Origin of the sequence: Aestuariibaculum lutulentum, assembly GCF_032926325.1 — a bacterium.
In the GTDB taxonomy this organism is placed as follows: domain Bacteria; phylum Bacteroidota; class Bacteroidia; order Flavobacteriales; family Flavobacteriaceae; genus Aestuariibaculum; species Aestuariibaculum lutulentum.
In genome coordinates this window covers 2,320,238-2,336,154 of record NZ_CP136709.1, presented here as the reverse complement: position 1 = coordinate 2,336,154, position 15,917 = coordinate 2,320,238, and the positions used below count along the sequence as shown (strand labels likewise).

Here is a 15,917-nt window from a genome sequence, read left to right as displayed (position 1 = left end):
GGTATAAACAAAATAATTTCATGATAATTCAGGATGTTATTGACCACTTGGAGACCTTAGCGCCTTTGGCTTACGCCGAAGATTTTGATAATGTAGGCCTTCTTGTTGGTGATAAAAGAGCGAAATTAACAGGCGTGTTAGTAACGCTTGATACTTTAGAAACTGTTGTAGATGAGGCAATCGAAAACAACTGCAACTTAATAGTCAGCTTCCACCCTATCATCTTTAAAGGACTTAAAAAAATAACAGGAAAAACATATGTAGAACGCGTTGTTCTTAAAGCCATAAAACACGATATCGCCATTTACACCATGCACACAGCCCTAGACAATACGTTTCATGGTGTTAACGATATGATTTGTAATCAGCTCAAATTAAGCAATAAGCAGATTTTAATTCCACAACTACAAACCATAAAAAAACTAACTACCTATGTTCCTAAAAATGAAGCCGAGCAACTTAGAGCGGCTTTATTCAATGCTGGTGCCGGAACTATTGGTAATTATAATAATTGTAGCTTTAATGTGGAAGGTTATGGTACGTTTAATGCTAATAAAAATGCCAATCCTACTATTGGAGAACGCGGCGTCACACATACCGAGGCTGAAACTAAAATAACAGTTACCTTTCCAAAACATTTAGAATCTCAAATTCTTAAAACTTTGTTCGACACCCATTCTTACGAAGAAGTGGCTTATGAAGTGGTTACTATTGAAAATAAAAATCAGCATATAGGCATAGGCATGGTGGGCGAATTGGAAGAATCTATGGATGAAAAAAACTTCTTGACCTATGTAAAAGACAAAATGAATACCGAATGTATTCGTCATTCTGCCTTTTTAAATAAAAACATTAAAAAAGTTGCGGTACTTGGCGGTTCTGGAAGTTTTGCTATTGATGCTGCTAAAGCCGCTGGTGCTGATGCATTTATCACAGCCGATTTAAAATATCACGACTTTTTTACGGCTGAAAACAGCATCCTACTAACCGATATTGGACATTATGAAAGTGAGCAGTTCACAAAAAACGGTTTAGTAGCACATCTTACAAAAAAAATTACTAATTTTGCAATCATTTTATCAAAGACAAATACCAATCCTGTTAAGTATTTTTAAAGTATGGCTAAAAATAAAGAAGTAACTGTTGAAGAGCGCTTAAGAGCTTTATACGATTTACAACTCATCGATTCACGTATAGATGAAATTAGAAATGTTCGTGGAGAACTTCCTTTAGAAGTTCGTGATTTAGAAGATGAAGTTGCAGGTCTTAACATCAGATTAGAAAAATTAGTTTCTAGTTTAGAAGTTATTGACAACGACATCGCATCTAGAAAGAATCTTATTGAAGAAGCTAAAGCTTTAATTAAAAAGTACACCGAGCAACAAAAAAATGTTAGAAATAACAGAGAATATAATTCTTTAACTAAAGAGGTTGAATTCCAGGAATTAGAAATTCAATTAGCTGAAAAACACATTAAAGAATTTAAAGCTCAAATTGAACAGAAAAAAGAAGTTATCGCTGAAACTAAAGAGCGTTTAAAAGAGCGTGAAACGCACCTTAAACACAAGAAAAGCGAGTTAAACGATATTTTAGCTGAAACTGAAAAAGAAGAAAAAGCTTTAATTCAAAAATCTGAAGATTACAAAAACGAAATTGAAGAGCGTTTAGTTTCTGCATACACCAGAATTCGTCAAAACGTGAAAAACGGTTTAGCTGTTGTACCAATTGAAAGAGGTGCTTCAGGAGGATCTTTCTTCACTATTCCACCTCAAATTCAGGTTGAGATTGCTGCTCGTAAAAAAATCATTACTGATGAGCACAGTGGACGTATCTTAGTTGATGCACAGTTAGCTGAAGAACAAAAAGAAAAAATGGAAAAATTATTCGCTAAAATAAGCTAATAACTTTCTAACTAAATATTTAAAAGCCTTTACCAATTTTGAGTAAAGGCTTTTTTATTTCAAATTATTAAGGTTTTTAAAATTGTAACGTCTAAATCTTAAAACGCAACAACTCGAAACCAATGAAACATCTTATTTTCACCTTCACCCTTACCCTAATTATAAGTTGTCAGAATACAGCCCAAAACTCAAAAGCTCAGGAAGCGATAATAAACTCAAATCCAGTAGAAGTCCCATTAAAAAATGGAAAAGCTCGCGCTTACTTTGCCAGTGGCTGCTTTTGGTGTGTTGAAGCTATTTATGAAAGTATTAAAGGTGTAGATGAAGTGATTAGCGGGTATTCCGGAGGTCATACTAAAAACCCTACTTACGAAGCCAGTAACACGGGAAAAACGGGGCATGCCGAATCGGTTGAAGTGATTTATGACCCTAACATAGTAAGTTTTTCAACTTTAGTTGATGTTTATTTTGGCTCGCAAAATGTGACTCAGGTTAACGGACAAGGTAATGATATTGGCTCGCAATACCGTTCTATTATTTTTTATCAGAATGAAGAACAGAAGGCTATCATTCTGAAGAAAAAAGAAGTATTAGCAAAAAAACTAAATGCTAAAATCGCAGCCGAGGTATATCCGTTTCAAAAATTCTGGAAAGCTGAAGATTATCATCAAAATTACGAACGCCTGCATCCCAACAATCCTTATGTACGCAATGTTTCTATTCCGAGGTTAAATCGGTTTAAAGCTAAATTCCCAGAATTGCTAAAAGAAAATCATTAAGGTTTTGTCGCCTTAATTTCAAAAATTAAAGGATACAAACGGTCTTTAGTTACATAATTATGAGATTCGGTTTTTACTAAATCTGGTAAAACATTATACGGACTTTCATCATGCTCCCGTAAATATTCTATGCTTAGACCTGCTTCTGTTAATGCTGTAACTACTTCACCTAAACCATGATTCCAACCATATTCCTTACTTACTATTTTCGATTTGGTGTCCGCATAAGTACCTTCATATTCCTCATAAATCACTTCGTCCTGCATATAGCCATACTTCATAACTGGCTTACCTTCTAAATAATCGAACATCCAAACAATAGGATGAAATTCAACAATATAAAAAACACCTCCTGACCTTAAACGATCGGCTATAATTTTACCCCAAGGTTTTAAATCCGGCAACCAGCCAATAACACCATAACTTGTAAAAACAATATCGAATGTTTCTGAAATATAATCGGGGACATCTAGTACATTACAACAAACAAATTTAGCATCTAAACCCAATTCGTCATTAAGACCTTTCGCCATTTTAATGCCTTCATTACTTAAATCTACACCAACGCAAATAGCTCCCTCTCTACTCCAACTCAAGGTATCTTGCCCAAAATGACATTGCAAATGCAATAAAGATTTTCCACGAACATTTCCTAAAGCCAACAGCTCATAAGAATTTAAAGAAGTCTTACCTGTTATAAAAGCCTCAAAGTTATACATTTCACTTTCTACATGAATCTTAACCTTGTCATTCCAAGTCTTTTTATTGACTTCAAAATATTCCGAATTTTTATTCATCTTTTAACCACCATTAACATCCAAAAGCATCTTTATAACGTATATATTATAAATCGGCTTAAGGAAATATAGATTTAATATTCCGCGTATGCGTCTCTATATATTTAAAGCGCTTCAATTATACAGTTGAAGCGCTTTTTCTTTTAGCCTTTAAAATTCTCCTTAGCGTGCGATCCATCACAAAAAGGTTTGTTATGAGAATGTCCACACCTACAAAATGCCGTGGTTTTATTTTTCACTTCCTGACTTCCATCTTTATGACTGATATGAAGCGTGCCATAAACTAATAACGGACCATTTTCTAAAACCTCAACATGAGCCTCTAAAACTTCAGAGGTTTTATCTTTTTTGTTGTTCATATAATAACTCAAAGCTCCCGACGGACAAGCTTTAACCTGATCTACCAATATTTCCGTTTTAGCACCATCAATATTAATCCATGGGCGAACCATAGGTTGAAAAACCTGAGGTAAACCTTTAGCACAAATACCGGAGTGGATACATTTTTCAGGTTTCCAGACAATCGTTACTTCTCCATTTGTATATTCTTTTGTCTTATCCATGATGTTATCTATTAAGTTATAAATTAATATATAGGAAGCTATTAATAAATTTCACTTAAACTTTCCCTTAATAGCTATGGCTCTTGCTAACAGCTTCACTAAACCACCAGATTCAGATTTTAGTCTTTCTTGAAGATTGCTTTTTAAAGCTTCCTTATGCTCACTATCCAAAGAAGCTAAATAACTTGGTGCTGGACCTTGTCCTCCTAAAAATGGATTCCAATAATCATCAAAATTTTTAAAATTTGTTTCTATATCAAGTTTAGTCGATTCAATATTTTTTAGATTGGCCTTTTCGAATGCTTTAATTAAGTTCTCTGAATTACAAATTGGAAATCGTAATCCCTCATCGAATACTTTTGATTTTGAATCAATTTGATAAGCTGCATCCCAAAAATACCTCAAGAAATCCATCCTATCGGAATAATCCCAAACATAAGCCGCAATAACACCATTAGGTCTAGAAACTCTTTTTAATTCAGATAGTGCTTTTTCTAAATTCTGAAAAAAATTCAAGGCAAGACCAGAAACTACCACCTCGAAACTTTCATTTTTAAACGGTAAATTCTCAACACTTCCAACTCTAAATTGACCGGTAATTAAAATTCTCTGTTTCACTTGTTCAATAAAACCCTCTGACGGATCGATGCAACTTAAACTCATTGGCTTACAATGTTGTTCAATAGACTCACTTAAGGCACCTGTTCCACAACCAACATCAAGCCAGTTTTTTCCCAAACCTGCATCTAGCCATTTAAGAAATTTTGCAGCCATTAATGAACTCCATCTTCCCATAAAGTATTCATACGGGTCTCCTGCTTTCCATACATCATTAATTTCCATTGTTATAAAACTTTCGAATTTATCCACCCATCACCAAAGCCACTAATAATCAATACATTTCATTAAATATACAAAATTTAGAAGTTGAAATTAGAGTAGGTTAACAACTTTATTCCTAACTTTAGGAAACATAATTTTTTAGAAAACTAAACGAAACTATTTTGTTCGACTTTAAATCTGGTCTTGATTTCGCTAAAGAATTAGACCAAAATGACATATTGACTTCTTACCGAAATCAATTTCATATTCCGAAAGACAAACACGGAAATGACTTGATTTATCTCTGTGGTAACTCTTTAGGACTACAACCCAAAATAACCAAAACCTACGTTGATCAGGAATTGGAAGATTGGGCCAACCTAGGTGTTGAAGGCCATACTGAAGCCAAACACCCTTGGTTGCCGTATCATGAATTTTTAGCTGAAAGTATGGCAAAGGTCGTTGGCGCAAAACCTATTGAAGTGGTTGTAATGAACACTCTTACCGCCAATCTCCACTTTATGATGGTGTCCTTCTATCAACCAACACCAACTCGCTACAAAATTTTAATTGAAGCCGATGCATTCCCTTCCGATAAATATGCTGTAGAATCGCAACTACGTCATCATGGTTATGACGACAAAGAAGGGGTTATTTTATGGAAAGCTCGTGAAGGCGAAGAACTTTTACGATACGAAGATTTAGAAGCTATTTTAGAAAAAAATGGTAATGAGATTGCTCTTATTATGATTGGTGGCGTAAATTATTATACTGGACAATATTTCGACTTAAAACGCATCACTCAACTCGGACAAAACTACGGTTGTAAAGTCGGTTTCGACTGTGCTCATGGCGCAGGAAACGTACCTTTAAATTTGCACGATTCGGGCGCCGATTTTGCCGTATGGTGTACTTATAAATATTTAAACTCTGGTCCGGGTAGTTTAGCAGGCGCCTTTGTTCATGAACGCCATGCTTACAATAAAAACTTAAACCGGTTTACTGGCTGGTGGAGCCACAATAAACAAACGCGTTTTAATATGCGCGATGAATTCGACCAACTTCCGGGCGCTGAAGGCTGGCAATTAAGTAACCCGCCTATACTTTCGATGGCTGCCATTCGGGCCTCTTTAGATTTATTCAATGACGTAGGCTTTGAAAACCTAATCGAAAAATCTAAAAAGCTAACTGGTTATTTTGAGTTTTTAATCAACGAACTCAACAACGAACACATTAAAATTATCACACCAAAAAACAGCAATCAACGTGGTTGCCAATTATCCATTCAGGTAAAAAATGCCGATAAAACATTACATAAAAAATTAACAGAAGCAGGCATTATTTGTGACTGGCGTGAACCCGATGTTATTCGCTGTGCTCCTGTACCACTTTACAACTCATTCGAGGATGTCTATCGCATGGTTGAAATTTTAAAAGGGATTTTAAATGAATAACAACCAAACCATACAAATTATTGGAGCCGGACTTTGTGGTTCGCTACTTGCTTTGCGACTTGGTCAACGTGGATTTAATGTTGAAGTTTTTGAAAAACGTCCTGACCTGAGAAAAGTAGACATCAGTGCCGGGCGCTCCATTAATCTTGCGTTTTCCAACCGAGGCATTAAGGCCATGAATATGGTAGGTATTCAACATAAAGCAGAGCCACTTTGTATTCCTATGCATGGTCGCATGTTACATGATATTGAAGGCAACACCTTTTTATCACCATATAGCGGAAAGGAGAACGAATATATCAACTCCATTTCCCGTACAGATTTAAATGCCCTGCTCCTTAATGAAGCCGAAGCTTTAGACAATGTCACCATTCATTTTAACCATAAATGTACTTCGGTAGATTTTGAAAACAAGATCTCCTATTTTTATAAATATGAAGATAAAACTGAGTTTTCAAAAGCAGCCGATGTCATTATCGGGACCGATGGCGCGGGTTCTGTGCTTCGAAAAAGCTATTATTTAGAAAAGAAATTTTTATTCAGCTTTTCTCAGGATTATCTCACGCATGGCTACAAAGAATTAAGTATTCTCCCTGCTGAAAATGGCGGATTTAAAACTTTTAAAAACGCATTACACATTTGGGGACGTGATTCATTTATGCTGATTGCTCTACCAAATTTAGATGGCAGTTTTACGGTGACCTTATTTTTAAGTTATGAAGACGGCGAGTATAATTTCAATAATCTAACAACTCCAGAACGCGTTACAGCATTCTTTTCAACTTACTTTAAAGATGCTTTAGAGTTGATGCCTAATCTTTTGGACGACTTTTTTAAAAACCCTACTTCACCTTTGGGAACTGTAAAATGTTCACCCTGGCATTATAAAGGAAATACCTTGTTATTAGGAGATGCCGCACATGCCATTGTTCCGTTTTACGGTCAAGGAATGAATGCTTCCTTTGAAGATGTTACTGAATTTGATAAATTGTTAGATGAAAATTTCACCGATTGGGAAAGCCTCTTTAAAGCCTTTGAAACAGATCGAAAAAAAGACACCGATGCCATTGCCGATTTAGCCATCGATAATTTCCATGAAATGAAAGGCCATGTGAACAATGCTATTTTCCGCGAAAAGCGTAACTTAGAGATGGCTTTCGAAAAAACATTTCCAGAAGCTTATGCCTCGAAATACGGCCTGGTAACCTTTAATGAAAACATAGGCTATCGCGAAGCCATGTTAAGAGGACGAGCACAAGACAAGGCTATTTTAAACATGCTAACTGATGGCGATATAGAAACGCCGCTTAAACTGGACAACAAAACCTGGCTTGAACACACCTTAAAACAAGTTCAGGCAGAAACCGAACATATTTTAGAAGAAGACCGTGTTGCTAAAAATATGCATCACTAAAAACAAGACTATGAAAAGCGAAGCTGTAACACCCCGAGGGGCCTATCCGCATACCAAACGTGTGGGCGATTTCATTTTCGTTTCCGGTACCAGTTCCCGTCGACCTGATAATTCTATTGCAGGTGTTGATGTTATTGACGAAATGAATACGAAACATTTAAATATTGAGGTTCAAACGCGAGAAGTCATAAAAAATATTGAAAAGAATTTAGCTAAAGAAGGCGCTACCCTTAAAGATGTTGTTGATGTCACTACCTTTCTTGTTAATATGAATGACTTTGCAGGCTACAATAAAGCTTACGCCGAGTTTTTTGATAAAGAAACCGGCCCAACAAGAACCACAGTGGCGGTTCATCAACTACCGCATCCCGATTTGGTAGTTGAAATAAAAGCAATGGCCTATAAAAAACTGTAATGCTTAAAATTCAAAACTACATAAACGGTAATTTTCACGATCCCTTATCAAATGAATGGCTAGACAACTACTGCCCTGCCGATGGGGAAATTTATGGTAGTTTACCAAATTCAGGGAAAGAAGATGTCGACAATGCGTACATAGCAGCACAATCGGCGTTTCCAAGTTGGTCACAAACCACATTGGACGAGCGCAGTCGGATTTTAACAAAAATTTCCGAACTCATTGAAGCGAATTTAGATCGCTTTGCGGAAATAGAAAGCAAGGATAATGGTAAACCCATACATTTAGCCAAAACCATCGATATCCCCCGGGCAGCAAGTAACTTCCGTTTTTTTGCGCATGCCATCACACAGTTTTCAAGTGAAAGCCATCAAAGCATTGGTTTGGATGCTGTAAACTATACCTTAAGACAACCCATCGGAGTTGTTGGCTGTATTTCTCCATGGAATCTTCCGTTGTATTTATTTACCTGGAAAATTGCACCTGCGATTGCAGCTGGTAATTGTGTGGTTGCTAAACCCAGTGAAATCACTCCAGCAACAGCTTATTTACTGGGAGACATTTGTAACGAAGTAGGCTTACCTAAAGGCGTGCTAAATATTGTGCATGGTTTAGGCTCTACAACCGGACAAGCCATCATTGAACATCCCGATATTAAAGCTATTTCCTTTACAGGAGGCACTATAACCGGAGCGCATATTGCCAAAACAGCTGCCCCTTTATTCAAAAAATTATCTTTAGAACTTGGTGGTAAAAATCCGAATATCATTTTTGCTGATTGCGATTATAACAAGATGTTAGAAACAACCGTTAGATCGTCGTTTGCTAATCAAGGACAGATTTGCTTATGTGGTAGTCGCATTTTTGTAGAACGTTCCATTTACGAACAATTTAAAACTGATTTTGTAAATAAAGTAACGCAATTGAAAGTTGGTCATCCATTAAATCAAGATACTGATATTGGCGCTTTAGTTTCAAAACAACATTTTGAAAAGATTTTAAAGTATATTGATATCGCGAAAAAAGAACACATTATTTTATGCGGTGGTAACAAAATTATTATTGAAGGCTACGAAAACGGCTATTATGTAAAACCCACCATTGTTGAAGTTACTAGTAATGATTGTCAGCTCAATCAGGAAGAAATATTTGGACCTATAGTAACCATCATGCCGTTTGATACGGAAGACGAAGTATTACAAATGGCAAATGATGTAAAATATGGTTTATCGGCTACGCTATGGACTAACGATTTAAAACGTGCCATGCGTTTAAGTAACCATATACAAGCAGGAATTATTTGGGTAAACACCTGGATGCTTCGCGATTTAAGAACGCAGTTTGGTGGTGTAAAGGACTCTGGTGTTGGTCGTGAAGGTGGTTTTGAAGCCTTACGATTTTTTACCGAAGCTAAAAATATATGTATAAAATATTGATACAACTTGTAATGCAAAAGATGTCACCTTGAGCGCAGTCGAAAGGTAGTTTAAGCATCACAATAAACTAAATAATTAACTTTAAAAGATTTCTGCCTACGCAGGAAAGCCTATGAATTTAAACTTAAAAAACAAATACGCTTTAGTTTGCGGAAGTACCGCCGGAATTGGTAAAGCTACCGCTATTGCTTTAGCCGAAGAAGGTGCTATAGTAACCCTAGTGGCCCGAAACCGTGACAAATTAAAACAAGTACTTACCGAATTACCCAATAGCGACAAACATGATTTTATTGTAGCCGATTTCTCTAACCCAAGAGACTTACAGGAACAAGTGATTAAGTATGTTGAAAAACACCACGGATTTCATATTCTAATTAACAACACAGGAGGACCTCGAAGTGGCGAAATTATTAGCGCCAGTCTCGATGAATTCGATAATGCCTTTATTCAGCATTTAAAATGCAATCATGTGCTGGCGCAGTCTACCATTCCGTTTATGAAAGATGAAGGGTTTGGGAGAATTGTGAATATCATTTCTACATCGGTTAAAGAACCTATCCCCGGACTTGGCGTAAGTAACACCATTCGAGGTGCTGTGGGAAACTGGAGTAAAACACTGGCTACCGAAGTTGCTGCCTCTGGCATCACGGTAAACAATGTACTACCCGGTTTTACCGAAACCGAACGTCTAAACGAAATTATACAAATAAAAGCTAAAAATGAAGGTCGTACCGTGGAAGACATGGCAGAAATAATGAAAAACTACACGCCAGCCAAACGTTTCGCCCAGCCAGAAGAAACGGCTAATGCCATTGTATTCCTGGCAAGCGAAGCGGCTAGTTACATAAACGGAATTAACATTCCTGTTGATGGCGGACGCACAAAAAGTTTGTAACTTTAGAAATGAATCATTGCGTGAGGGATTACTCATTAATTATTAATTTAAAATTAATGAATTCGTGAATACAGGTATTTGAAGCAAGCTACCGTGTAGCGCGGAAAGCCCGACCCGAAGGGGCACGCCCAAAACATAAAACTATGAGTAAATTAGTTTCTCCTTTAAATTTTAAATCCTGGATTGAAGAAAACCGTCATCTTTTAAAACCACCGGTAGGCAATAAAGTGGTATGGAAAGACGGCGATTTTATTGTCATGGTGGTTGGCGGACCTAACAGCAGAAAAGACTACCATTATAACGAAACACCGGAATTTTTTTATCAGGTGGAAGGCGATATTGTTTTAAAAATTATTGATAATGGCGAACCTAAAGATGTTCATATTAAGGAAGGAGATATTTATTTATTGCCACCAAAAGTTCCGCATTCTCCGCAACGTGGCGCGAATACCGTTGGCTTAGTGATTGAATACAAACGTCCTGAAGGCATGAAAGATGCACTGCTTTGGTTTTGCGAATCCTGTACCACAAAATTGTACGAAGAAGATTTTACTTTAGATAATATTGAAACCGATATGCCTAAAATTTTCGACACCTATTACAGTGACCTCGACAAGCGTACCTGTCCGAATTGTGGTGCCACAATGCAACCACCAAAAAAAGTAAAGATTGAAGATTAATTTTAGAAATTGAAATCAGTTCTAAACAACTATGGAACAACGTAAACTTCGAATTAACGGACACTCACACCTTTTGCCCTACCCTGAAGAAATTCCAGATTTTATGCGTGAAAAAGGCATTTTTTGGGTGGATAAAGACCGAAAATTTATGCTACAAAAAGATTGGAAACGTCCGGTTACGGATTCCAGTTTCTTTCTTCATGAAAAACTGGAATGGATGGAGCGTTACAAAATTGACCATGCGGTAGTTTTAAACCTTTCTCAGCTTTATGGCAATGGTTTACGTGTTGAAGAAATGAAACAAGCCTTACGTTTCCAAAACGACTTTAATGCCCGTATTCAACACCAGTACCCTAGTAAATTTACCTGCGGATTTGTGGTACACCCAGGCTTTGTTCGTAGTGCCTGCTGGGAAATTGAGCGTTGTGTAGAAGAAAACGGTATGGGTCTGCTATGTTTACCAACGCACTATATGGACACCATTGGTACCTGGCGTTGTATTTTTGATGAAGAAAACGAACCCATTTTTGAACTGGCTAACAAATACAATCTTGCTGTAGAAATTCACCCCTACGACGGTGAAAAATTTATAAAACTGGAAAATACCTCCTGGCGCTTTCACCTCATCTGGATGTTGGCACAATGTGCCGATGCTTATCATTTTTTAACCTTAAACGGTTATCAGGAAAAATACCCCAATATGCGCACGTGTTTTGCGCATGGGGGACAATTAGCACAAATTAATTTAGGTCGTCGTATTCAAGGGTTTGATGGACGTCCTGATCTGTTTGAAGGCAAACACCACCCGCGAAAAGCTGTGGGACATAAAAACATCTTTTTCGACACGCTGGTACACGATACCGGTTCTTTAGAATTATTGATAAAAAACCAAGGCGTTAAACAGGTGTTGATGGGCTTAGATGACCCTTATCCGCTAGGTGAAATGGAAAGCATTAAACAATCCTCCTACCCTGGTAAAATTTTAGATTTGGCTATGGAGCGTAAAATCATTAACGAAAACGACCGTGATGCCATCTGGCAAAATAACGTGATTCAATGGCTACATGGTGATGATGAAGTGGCGAAACAAAAATTAGTGGATAGAATATTAGGATAATAAACTATTCACTCAAAATATCCTATTTTTGCAATCTGTTGTTAAAAACAAGCCCATATGTATTTTTTACCTGAAGATTTAGACGATTATGTAGTTGCCCATTCTGAAAACGAACCTGAATTATTGCAGCAGTTAACACGTGAAACCTACCAAAAAATATTGCAGCCCATTATGCTTAGCGGTCCGTATCAAGGCCGTGTACTAAGTATGATTTCTAAGTTGGTACGCCCTAAAAACATATTGGAATTAGGGACTTTTACAGGGTATGCGACGCTTTGTCTGGCAGAAGGTGTTCAAAAAGATGGTGAAGTACATACCATTGATGTGAATGAAGAACTGGTCGATTTTCAGCGTAAATATTTTGATAAATCGGAATACGGTCATCAAATAGTTCAGCATTTAGGTAGTGCGATAGATATTATTCCTGACCTTGATAAAACCTTCGATTTGGTTTTTATCGATGCCGATAAACCGAATTATGTGAATTACTTTCACTTAATTATTGACAAATTAAATCCGGGTGGGATTATCATTTCCGATAACGTATTGTGGCATGGTAAAGTGGTAGAACCTTTAGACCCCAAAGACCATTCGACCAAAATTGTTTTAGAGTACAATACCTTATTAAAGGAAGACCCAAGAGTTGAAACGGTATTATTACCTATTCGTGATGGCTTAACGATTAGCAGGAAGAAATAGATTTTTAGACTGCTTAGACGGGTTAGATTTTAGACTAAATTTTAGCTTTTAACTCGGTCTAAATATCTAAAATTCTATTTTGCGTTAGCGATTGAAGCAAACTACCGTGTAGTGCGTAAAGCGCGACCTTTAGGTAACGTACAAAAAAAGATTAATTACATTTTACGTTTTACCGAACCTGCAAAGTCTTCAACATCGTCTTTAACACTGTTTATTTCCTTTTTAATATCGGATACAAAGCTGGTATCGATGCCGTTACTTTCAGCACTTTTGGTGATTTCGTGTTTTATGTCGTTGGTTGCATTTTTAATGGTGCGCATACCTTTACCTAAACCACGAGCAATCTCCGGGAGCTTATCAGCTCCAAACACCATGATAGCAATAAATAGGATGAATGCTATCTCGGCCCCGCTAATGAATAAAAATGTTGTTTGTAGTATCACAGTACAAATATAGGGAGTTGTTAAGCAGATTAAAAAATATTCTTAACGGAAAATGTGTTAAGAGTTTCGTTAAAAAAAGAAAGCCAACACATTCGTGTTGGCTTTTCTTATGATTTATGATTTTATCTTTTGTTTAAACTGATCGAATTCACTTTTAACTTCCTGCTTAGGCCAGATGTTGTTTGTGGTATCGACATCGGCAGTTTCCTCTTTCGGGTCGATTTCGATACTTACAATTTCTTTATCTGAAGCAATGGCTTTACTTACTTCGTTATCGTTTAATCTCCAGATTTGTGCCGGATAAGTTATTGTTTCTGAAGTTCCATCAGCATAGGTATATTTAGCAATAATTGGCATTACTAATCCTCCTGGTTTTTCAAAAGTAATATTGTAGAAGTACTTAGGTTCTTTAATATTTTTACGTTCTTCAGGTGTAAAGTTGTCCATTAAATACTCTTTAAGCGATGTTGAATTATCAACTAAACTACCTTCTTTTAAATCTTCTGAATAATCTTCGCTACCTTCTTCAACCATGAATACTAGAGGCACTAAGTTATTAACCGAGCCTCCTGATTTTGCCAAATAGTCTTTTATGTATTTGTTAGGCTTAGAAGACACAAAGTATTTTTTAACATCTTTAATACCTATGTCAACCCAATCTGTAGTGTAGAACCACCCTCTCCAGTACCAGTCTAAATCGAATGCCGAAGCATCTTCCATGGTTCTGAAGAAATCTTCAGGCGTTGGGTGTTTAAACATCCAACGTTGCGCGTATTCTCTAAACGCATAGTCAAAAAGTTCTGGTCCCATTACCGTTTCTCTTAAAATATTTAATGCTGTAGCCGGTTTACCATAAGCGTTGTTACCAAACTGGTATACGTTTATTCCTTTACTCATAATTGGCGCTATGAAATTTTGATCACCACCCATGTAAGGTACTATCATTTTTGCTGGTCCGCGATCTGATGGGAAATTGTCATGACCTACCGATAACGCTTCCGGGTGTTTTTTTCCGAAATCCTGTTCGGCTACATACTGTACAAAAGTATTTAACCCTTCGTCCATCCATGTCCATTGACGCTCGTCGCTGTTTACAATCATTGGGAAGAAATTATGTCCAACTTCGTGAATAATAACCCCCATCATACCATACTTTGTACGATCGCTATAGGTACCATCTGCATTAGGACGACCATAATTCCAACAAATCATTGGGTATTCCATCCCCTGCTCTTTAGCATGCACCGAAATGGCTTTGTGATATGGGTAATCGAAAGTCATTCTTGAATAAGACTCTAAAGTACTTGCCACCACTTTTGTTGACCAGTCTCCCCATAACGGATTACCTTCTTTAGCATATAATGATACTGCCATAACATCGCGATCTCCGATTTTAACAGCCATCATATCCCAAATATACTTTCTTGACGTAGCGAAAGCGAAATCACGAACATTTTCTGCTTTTAATTTCCAGGTTTTTGTTGTTTCAGCAAACTGACCTTCTTTTGCGGCAGCCTCCTCCTGAGTTACAATAACCACAGGTTTGTCGTACGATTTTTGAGCCTGCTCGTAACGCTCCATCATTTTTTTAGAGAATACCTCCTTACGATTTGTTAATCGACCGGTACCATCCAAAATATGATCAGAAGGCACCGTAATGTTTACTTCGTAATCACCGAAGGGTAAAGCAAACTCTTCACGCCCCCAGAATTGTGTATTTTGCCATCCTTCAACATCGTTATAAACTGCCATTCTTGGGAAGAACTGGGCAATAATATAAGTTCTGTTACCATCTTTTGGGAAATACTCATATCCAGAACGGCCACGACCATCAACATGATCATTAATATTATACCACCATTTTACGTTAAAGGAGAATTTACCACCCGATTTTAAAACTTCAGGCAACTCAATACGCATCATGGTTCTGTTAATCATATACGTTAACGGTTTTCCACTGGTATCTGAAACTTCCTGAATATTAAAACCTCCATCAAAAGGTTCTTTCATAAAGTTAGATACAAACTGAGACGGGCGCAATACATCAGATACTCCAGAACCTTCAATAAGCGGCGATTTAGAATCCTTAGCTCTCATGTTCTGGTCTAACTGAACCCATAAATATTTTAAATCATCTGGTGAATTGTTTGTATAAGTAACCGTTTCGTATCCTGAAATTTTTTGGTTTTTATCGTCTAAAACGATATCCATTTTATAGTCTGCCTGTTGTTGGTAATAAGCTGTTCCTGGAGCTCCAGATGCCGCTCTGTACATATTAGGAGTTGAAAACTCATCATACAATTGCCTGAACTTATTGGTATTTGTATGGCCTTTTTTAACCTCCTGTTTTTCTTGATTTTGGGCAAAAGCCGCTGTAGAAACAAAAAATACGGATAGAAAATAATACTTAAATCTCACCATGTGATTAATGTTAATTTTTAAAAGAATTTTAGTTGTATTAAAAAATCATTAACTGATTATTACAAAAAACGCCAAATT

At 36.8% G+C, this 15,917-nt stretch carries 16 protein-coding genes; 11 read left to right on the top strand and 5 right to left on the bottom strand.

The features are described 5' to 3' along the window. Positions 1 to 20 precede the first annotated feature (20 nt). From R1X58_RS09945 to msrA, 3 genes are all read left to right on the top strand, one after another. Positions 21 to 1,115, top strand: a complete 1,095-nt coding sequence (locus R1X58_RS09945) for a Nif3-like dinuclear metal center hexameric protein (protein ID WP_240574824.1) — start codon at positions 21 to 23, stop codon at positions 1,113 to 1,115. Positions 1,116 to 1,118: 3 nt separating this feature from the next. Then, positions 1,119 to 1,901: a zinc ribbon domain-containing protein gene (locus R1X58_RS09940; RefSeq protein ID WP_240574822.1), complete on the top strand. Its 783-nt coding sequence runs from the start codon at positions 1,119 to 1,121 to the stop codon at positions 1,899 to 1,901. A gap of 122 nt (positions 1,902 to 2,023) precedes the next feature. Continuing rightward, on the top strand, positions 2,024 to 2,680 hold the full coding sequence (gene msrA / locus R1X58_RS09935; RefSeq protein WP_240574819.1) for a peptide-methionine (S)-S-oxide reductase MsrA: 657 nt from the start codon (positions 2,024 to 2,026) through the stop codon (positions 2,678 to 2,680). On the opposite strand, the gene R1X58_RS09930 is transcribed toward msrA, so the two are convergent. The 3 genes from R1X58_RS09930 to R1X58_RS09920 form a co-directional block, all read right to left on the bottom strand. Continuing rightward, a complete protein-coding gene (locus R1X58_RS09930; protein WP_240574817.1) occupies positions 2,677 to 3,477 on the bottom strand; it encodes a class I SAM-dependent methyltransferase in 801 nt (266 codons plus the stop codon). The genes msrA and R1X58_RS09930 overlap by 4 nt on opposite strands. Before the next feature lie 143 nt (positions 3,478 to 3,620). Further along, a complete protein-coding gene (locus R1X58_RS09925; RefSeq protein WP_240574815.1) occupies positions 3,621 to 4,040 on the bottom strand; it encodes a (4Fe-4S)-binding protein in 420 nt (139 codons plus the stop codon). Between the two features lie 51 nt (positions 4,041 to 4,091). Next, positions 4,092 to 4,883 (bottom strand): class I SAM-dependent methyltransferase, encoded by a 792-nt coding sequence (locus tag R1X58_RS09920; protein ID WP_240574813.1) that lies wholly within the window; start codon positions 4,881 to 4,883, stop codon positions 4,092 to 4,094. 161 nt (positions 4,884 to 5,044) lie between these two features. On the opposite strand from R1X58_RS09920, the gene kynU reads away from it, so the two are divergent. From kynU to R1X58_RS09880, 8 genes are all read left to right on the top strand, one after another. Then, positions 5,045 to 6,316 (top strand): kynureninase, encoded by a 1,272-nt coding sequence (gene kynU, locus R1X58_RS09915; protein WP_240574811.1) that lies wholly within the window; start codon positions 5,045 to 5,047, stop codon positions 6,314 to 6,316. Further along, the gene (locus R1X58_RS09910) at positions 6,309 to 7,730 is read left to right on the top strand and encodes an FAD-dependent oxidoreductase (RefSeq protein WP_240574809.1); all 1,422 of its coding nucleotides are present in this window, start codon (positions 6,309 to 6,311) and stop codon (positions 7,728 to 7,730) included. Before kynU ends, R1X58_RS09910 begins: the two co-directional genes overlap by 8 nt. A 10-nt stretch (positions 7,731 to 7,740) precedes the next feature. Further along, a complete protein-coding gene (locus R1X58_RS09905; protein WP_240574807.1) occupies positions 7,741 to 8,145 on the top strand; it encodes a RidA family protein in 405 nt (134 codons plus the stop codon). Next, positions 8,145 to 9,584 (top strand): aldehyde dehydrogenase, encoded by a 1,440-nt coding sequence (locus R1X58_RS09900; protein ID WP_240574805.1) that lies wholly within the window; start codon positions 8,145 to 8,147, stop codon positions 9,582 to 9,584. Before R1X58_RS09905 ends, R1X58_RS09900 begins: the two co-directional genes overlap by 1 nt. 112 nt (positions 9,585 to 9,696) lie before the next feature. Then, positions 9,697 to 10,479, top strand: a complete 783-nt coding sequence (locus tag R1X58_RS09895) for an SDR family oxidoreductase (RefSeq protein WP_240574804.1) — start codon at positions 9,697 to 9,699, stop codon at positions 10,477 to 10,479. A gap of 143 nt (positions 10,480 to 10,622) precedes the next feature. Beyond that, positions 10,623 to 11,159 carry a 3-hydroxyanthranilate 3,4-dioxygenase gene (locus R1X58_RS09890; RefSeq protein WP_240574801.1) on the top strand — a complete coding sequence of 179 codons (537 nt, stop codon included), beginning with the start codon at positions 10,623 to 10,625 and terminating at the stop codon, positions 11,157 to 11,159. A 31-nt stretch (positions 11,160 to 11,190) separates the two neighbouring features. After that, positions 11,191 to 12,276: an amidohydrolase family protein gene (locus R1X58_RS09885; RefSeq protein WP_240574797.1), complete on the top strand. Its 1,086-nt coding sequence runs from the start codon at positions 11,191 to 11,193 to the stop codon at positions 12,274 to 12,276. 57 nt (positions 12,277 to 12,333) lie between these two features. Then, on the top strand, positions 12,334 to 12,975 hold the full coding sequence (locus R1X58_RS09880) for an O-methyltransferase (protein ID WP_240574794.1): 642 nt from the start codon (positions 12,334 to 12,336) through the stop codon (positions 12,973 to 12,975). A gap of 155 nt (positions 12,976 to 13,130) precedes the next feature. Here R1X58_RS09880 and R1X58_RS09875 read toward each other — a convergent pair whose 3' ends face one another. Both R1X58_RS09875 and R1X58_RS09870 read right to left on the bottom strand, forming a co-directional pair. Continuing rightward, the gene (locus R1X58_RS09875; protein ID WP_240574791.1) at positions 13,131 to 13,418 is read right to left on the bottom strand and encodes a Sec-independent protein translocase subunit TatA/TatB; all 288 of its coding nucleotides are present in this window, start codon (positions 13,416 to 13,418) and stop codon (positions 13,131 to 13,133) included. Between the two features lie 114 nt (positions 13,419 to 13,532). After that, the gene (locus tag R1X58_RS09870) at positions 13,533 to 15,839 is read right to left on the bottom strand and encodes a M1 family metallopeptidase (RefSeq protein WP_240574789.1); all 2,307 of its coding nucleotides are present in this window, start codon (positions 15,837 to 15,839) and stop codon (positions 13,533 to 13,535) included. Positions 15,840 to 15,917: the final 78 nt, after the last annotated feature.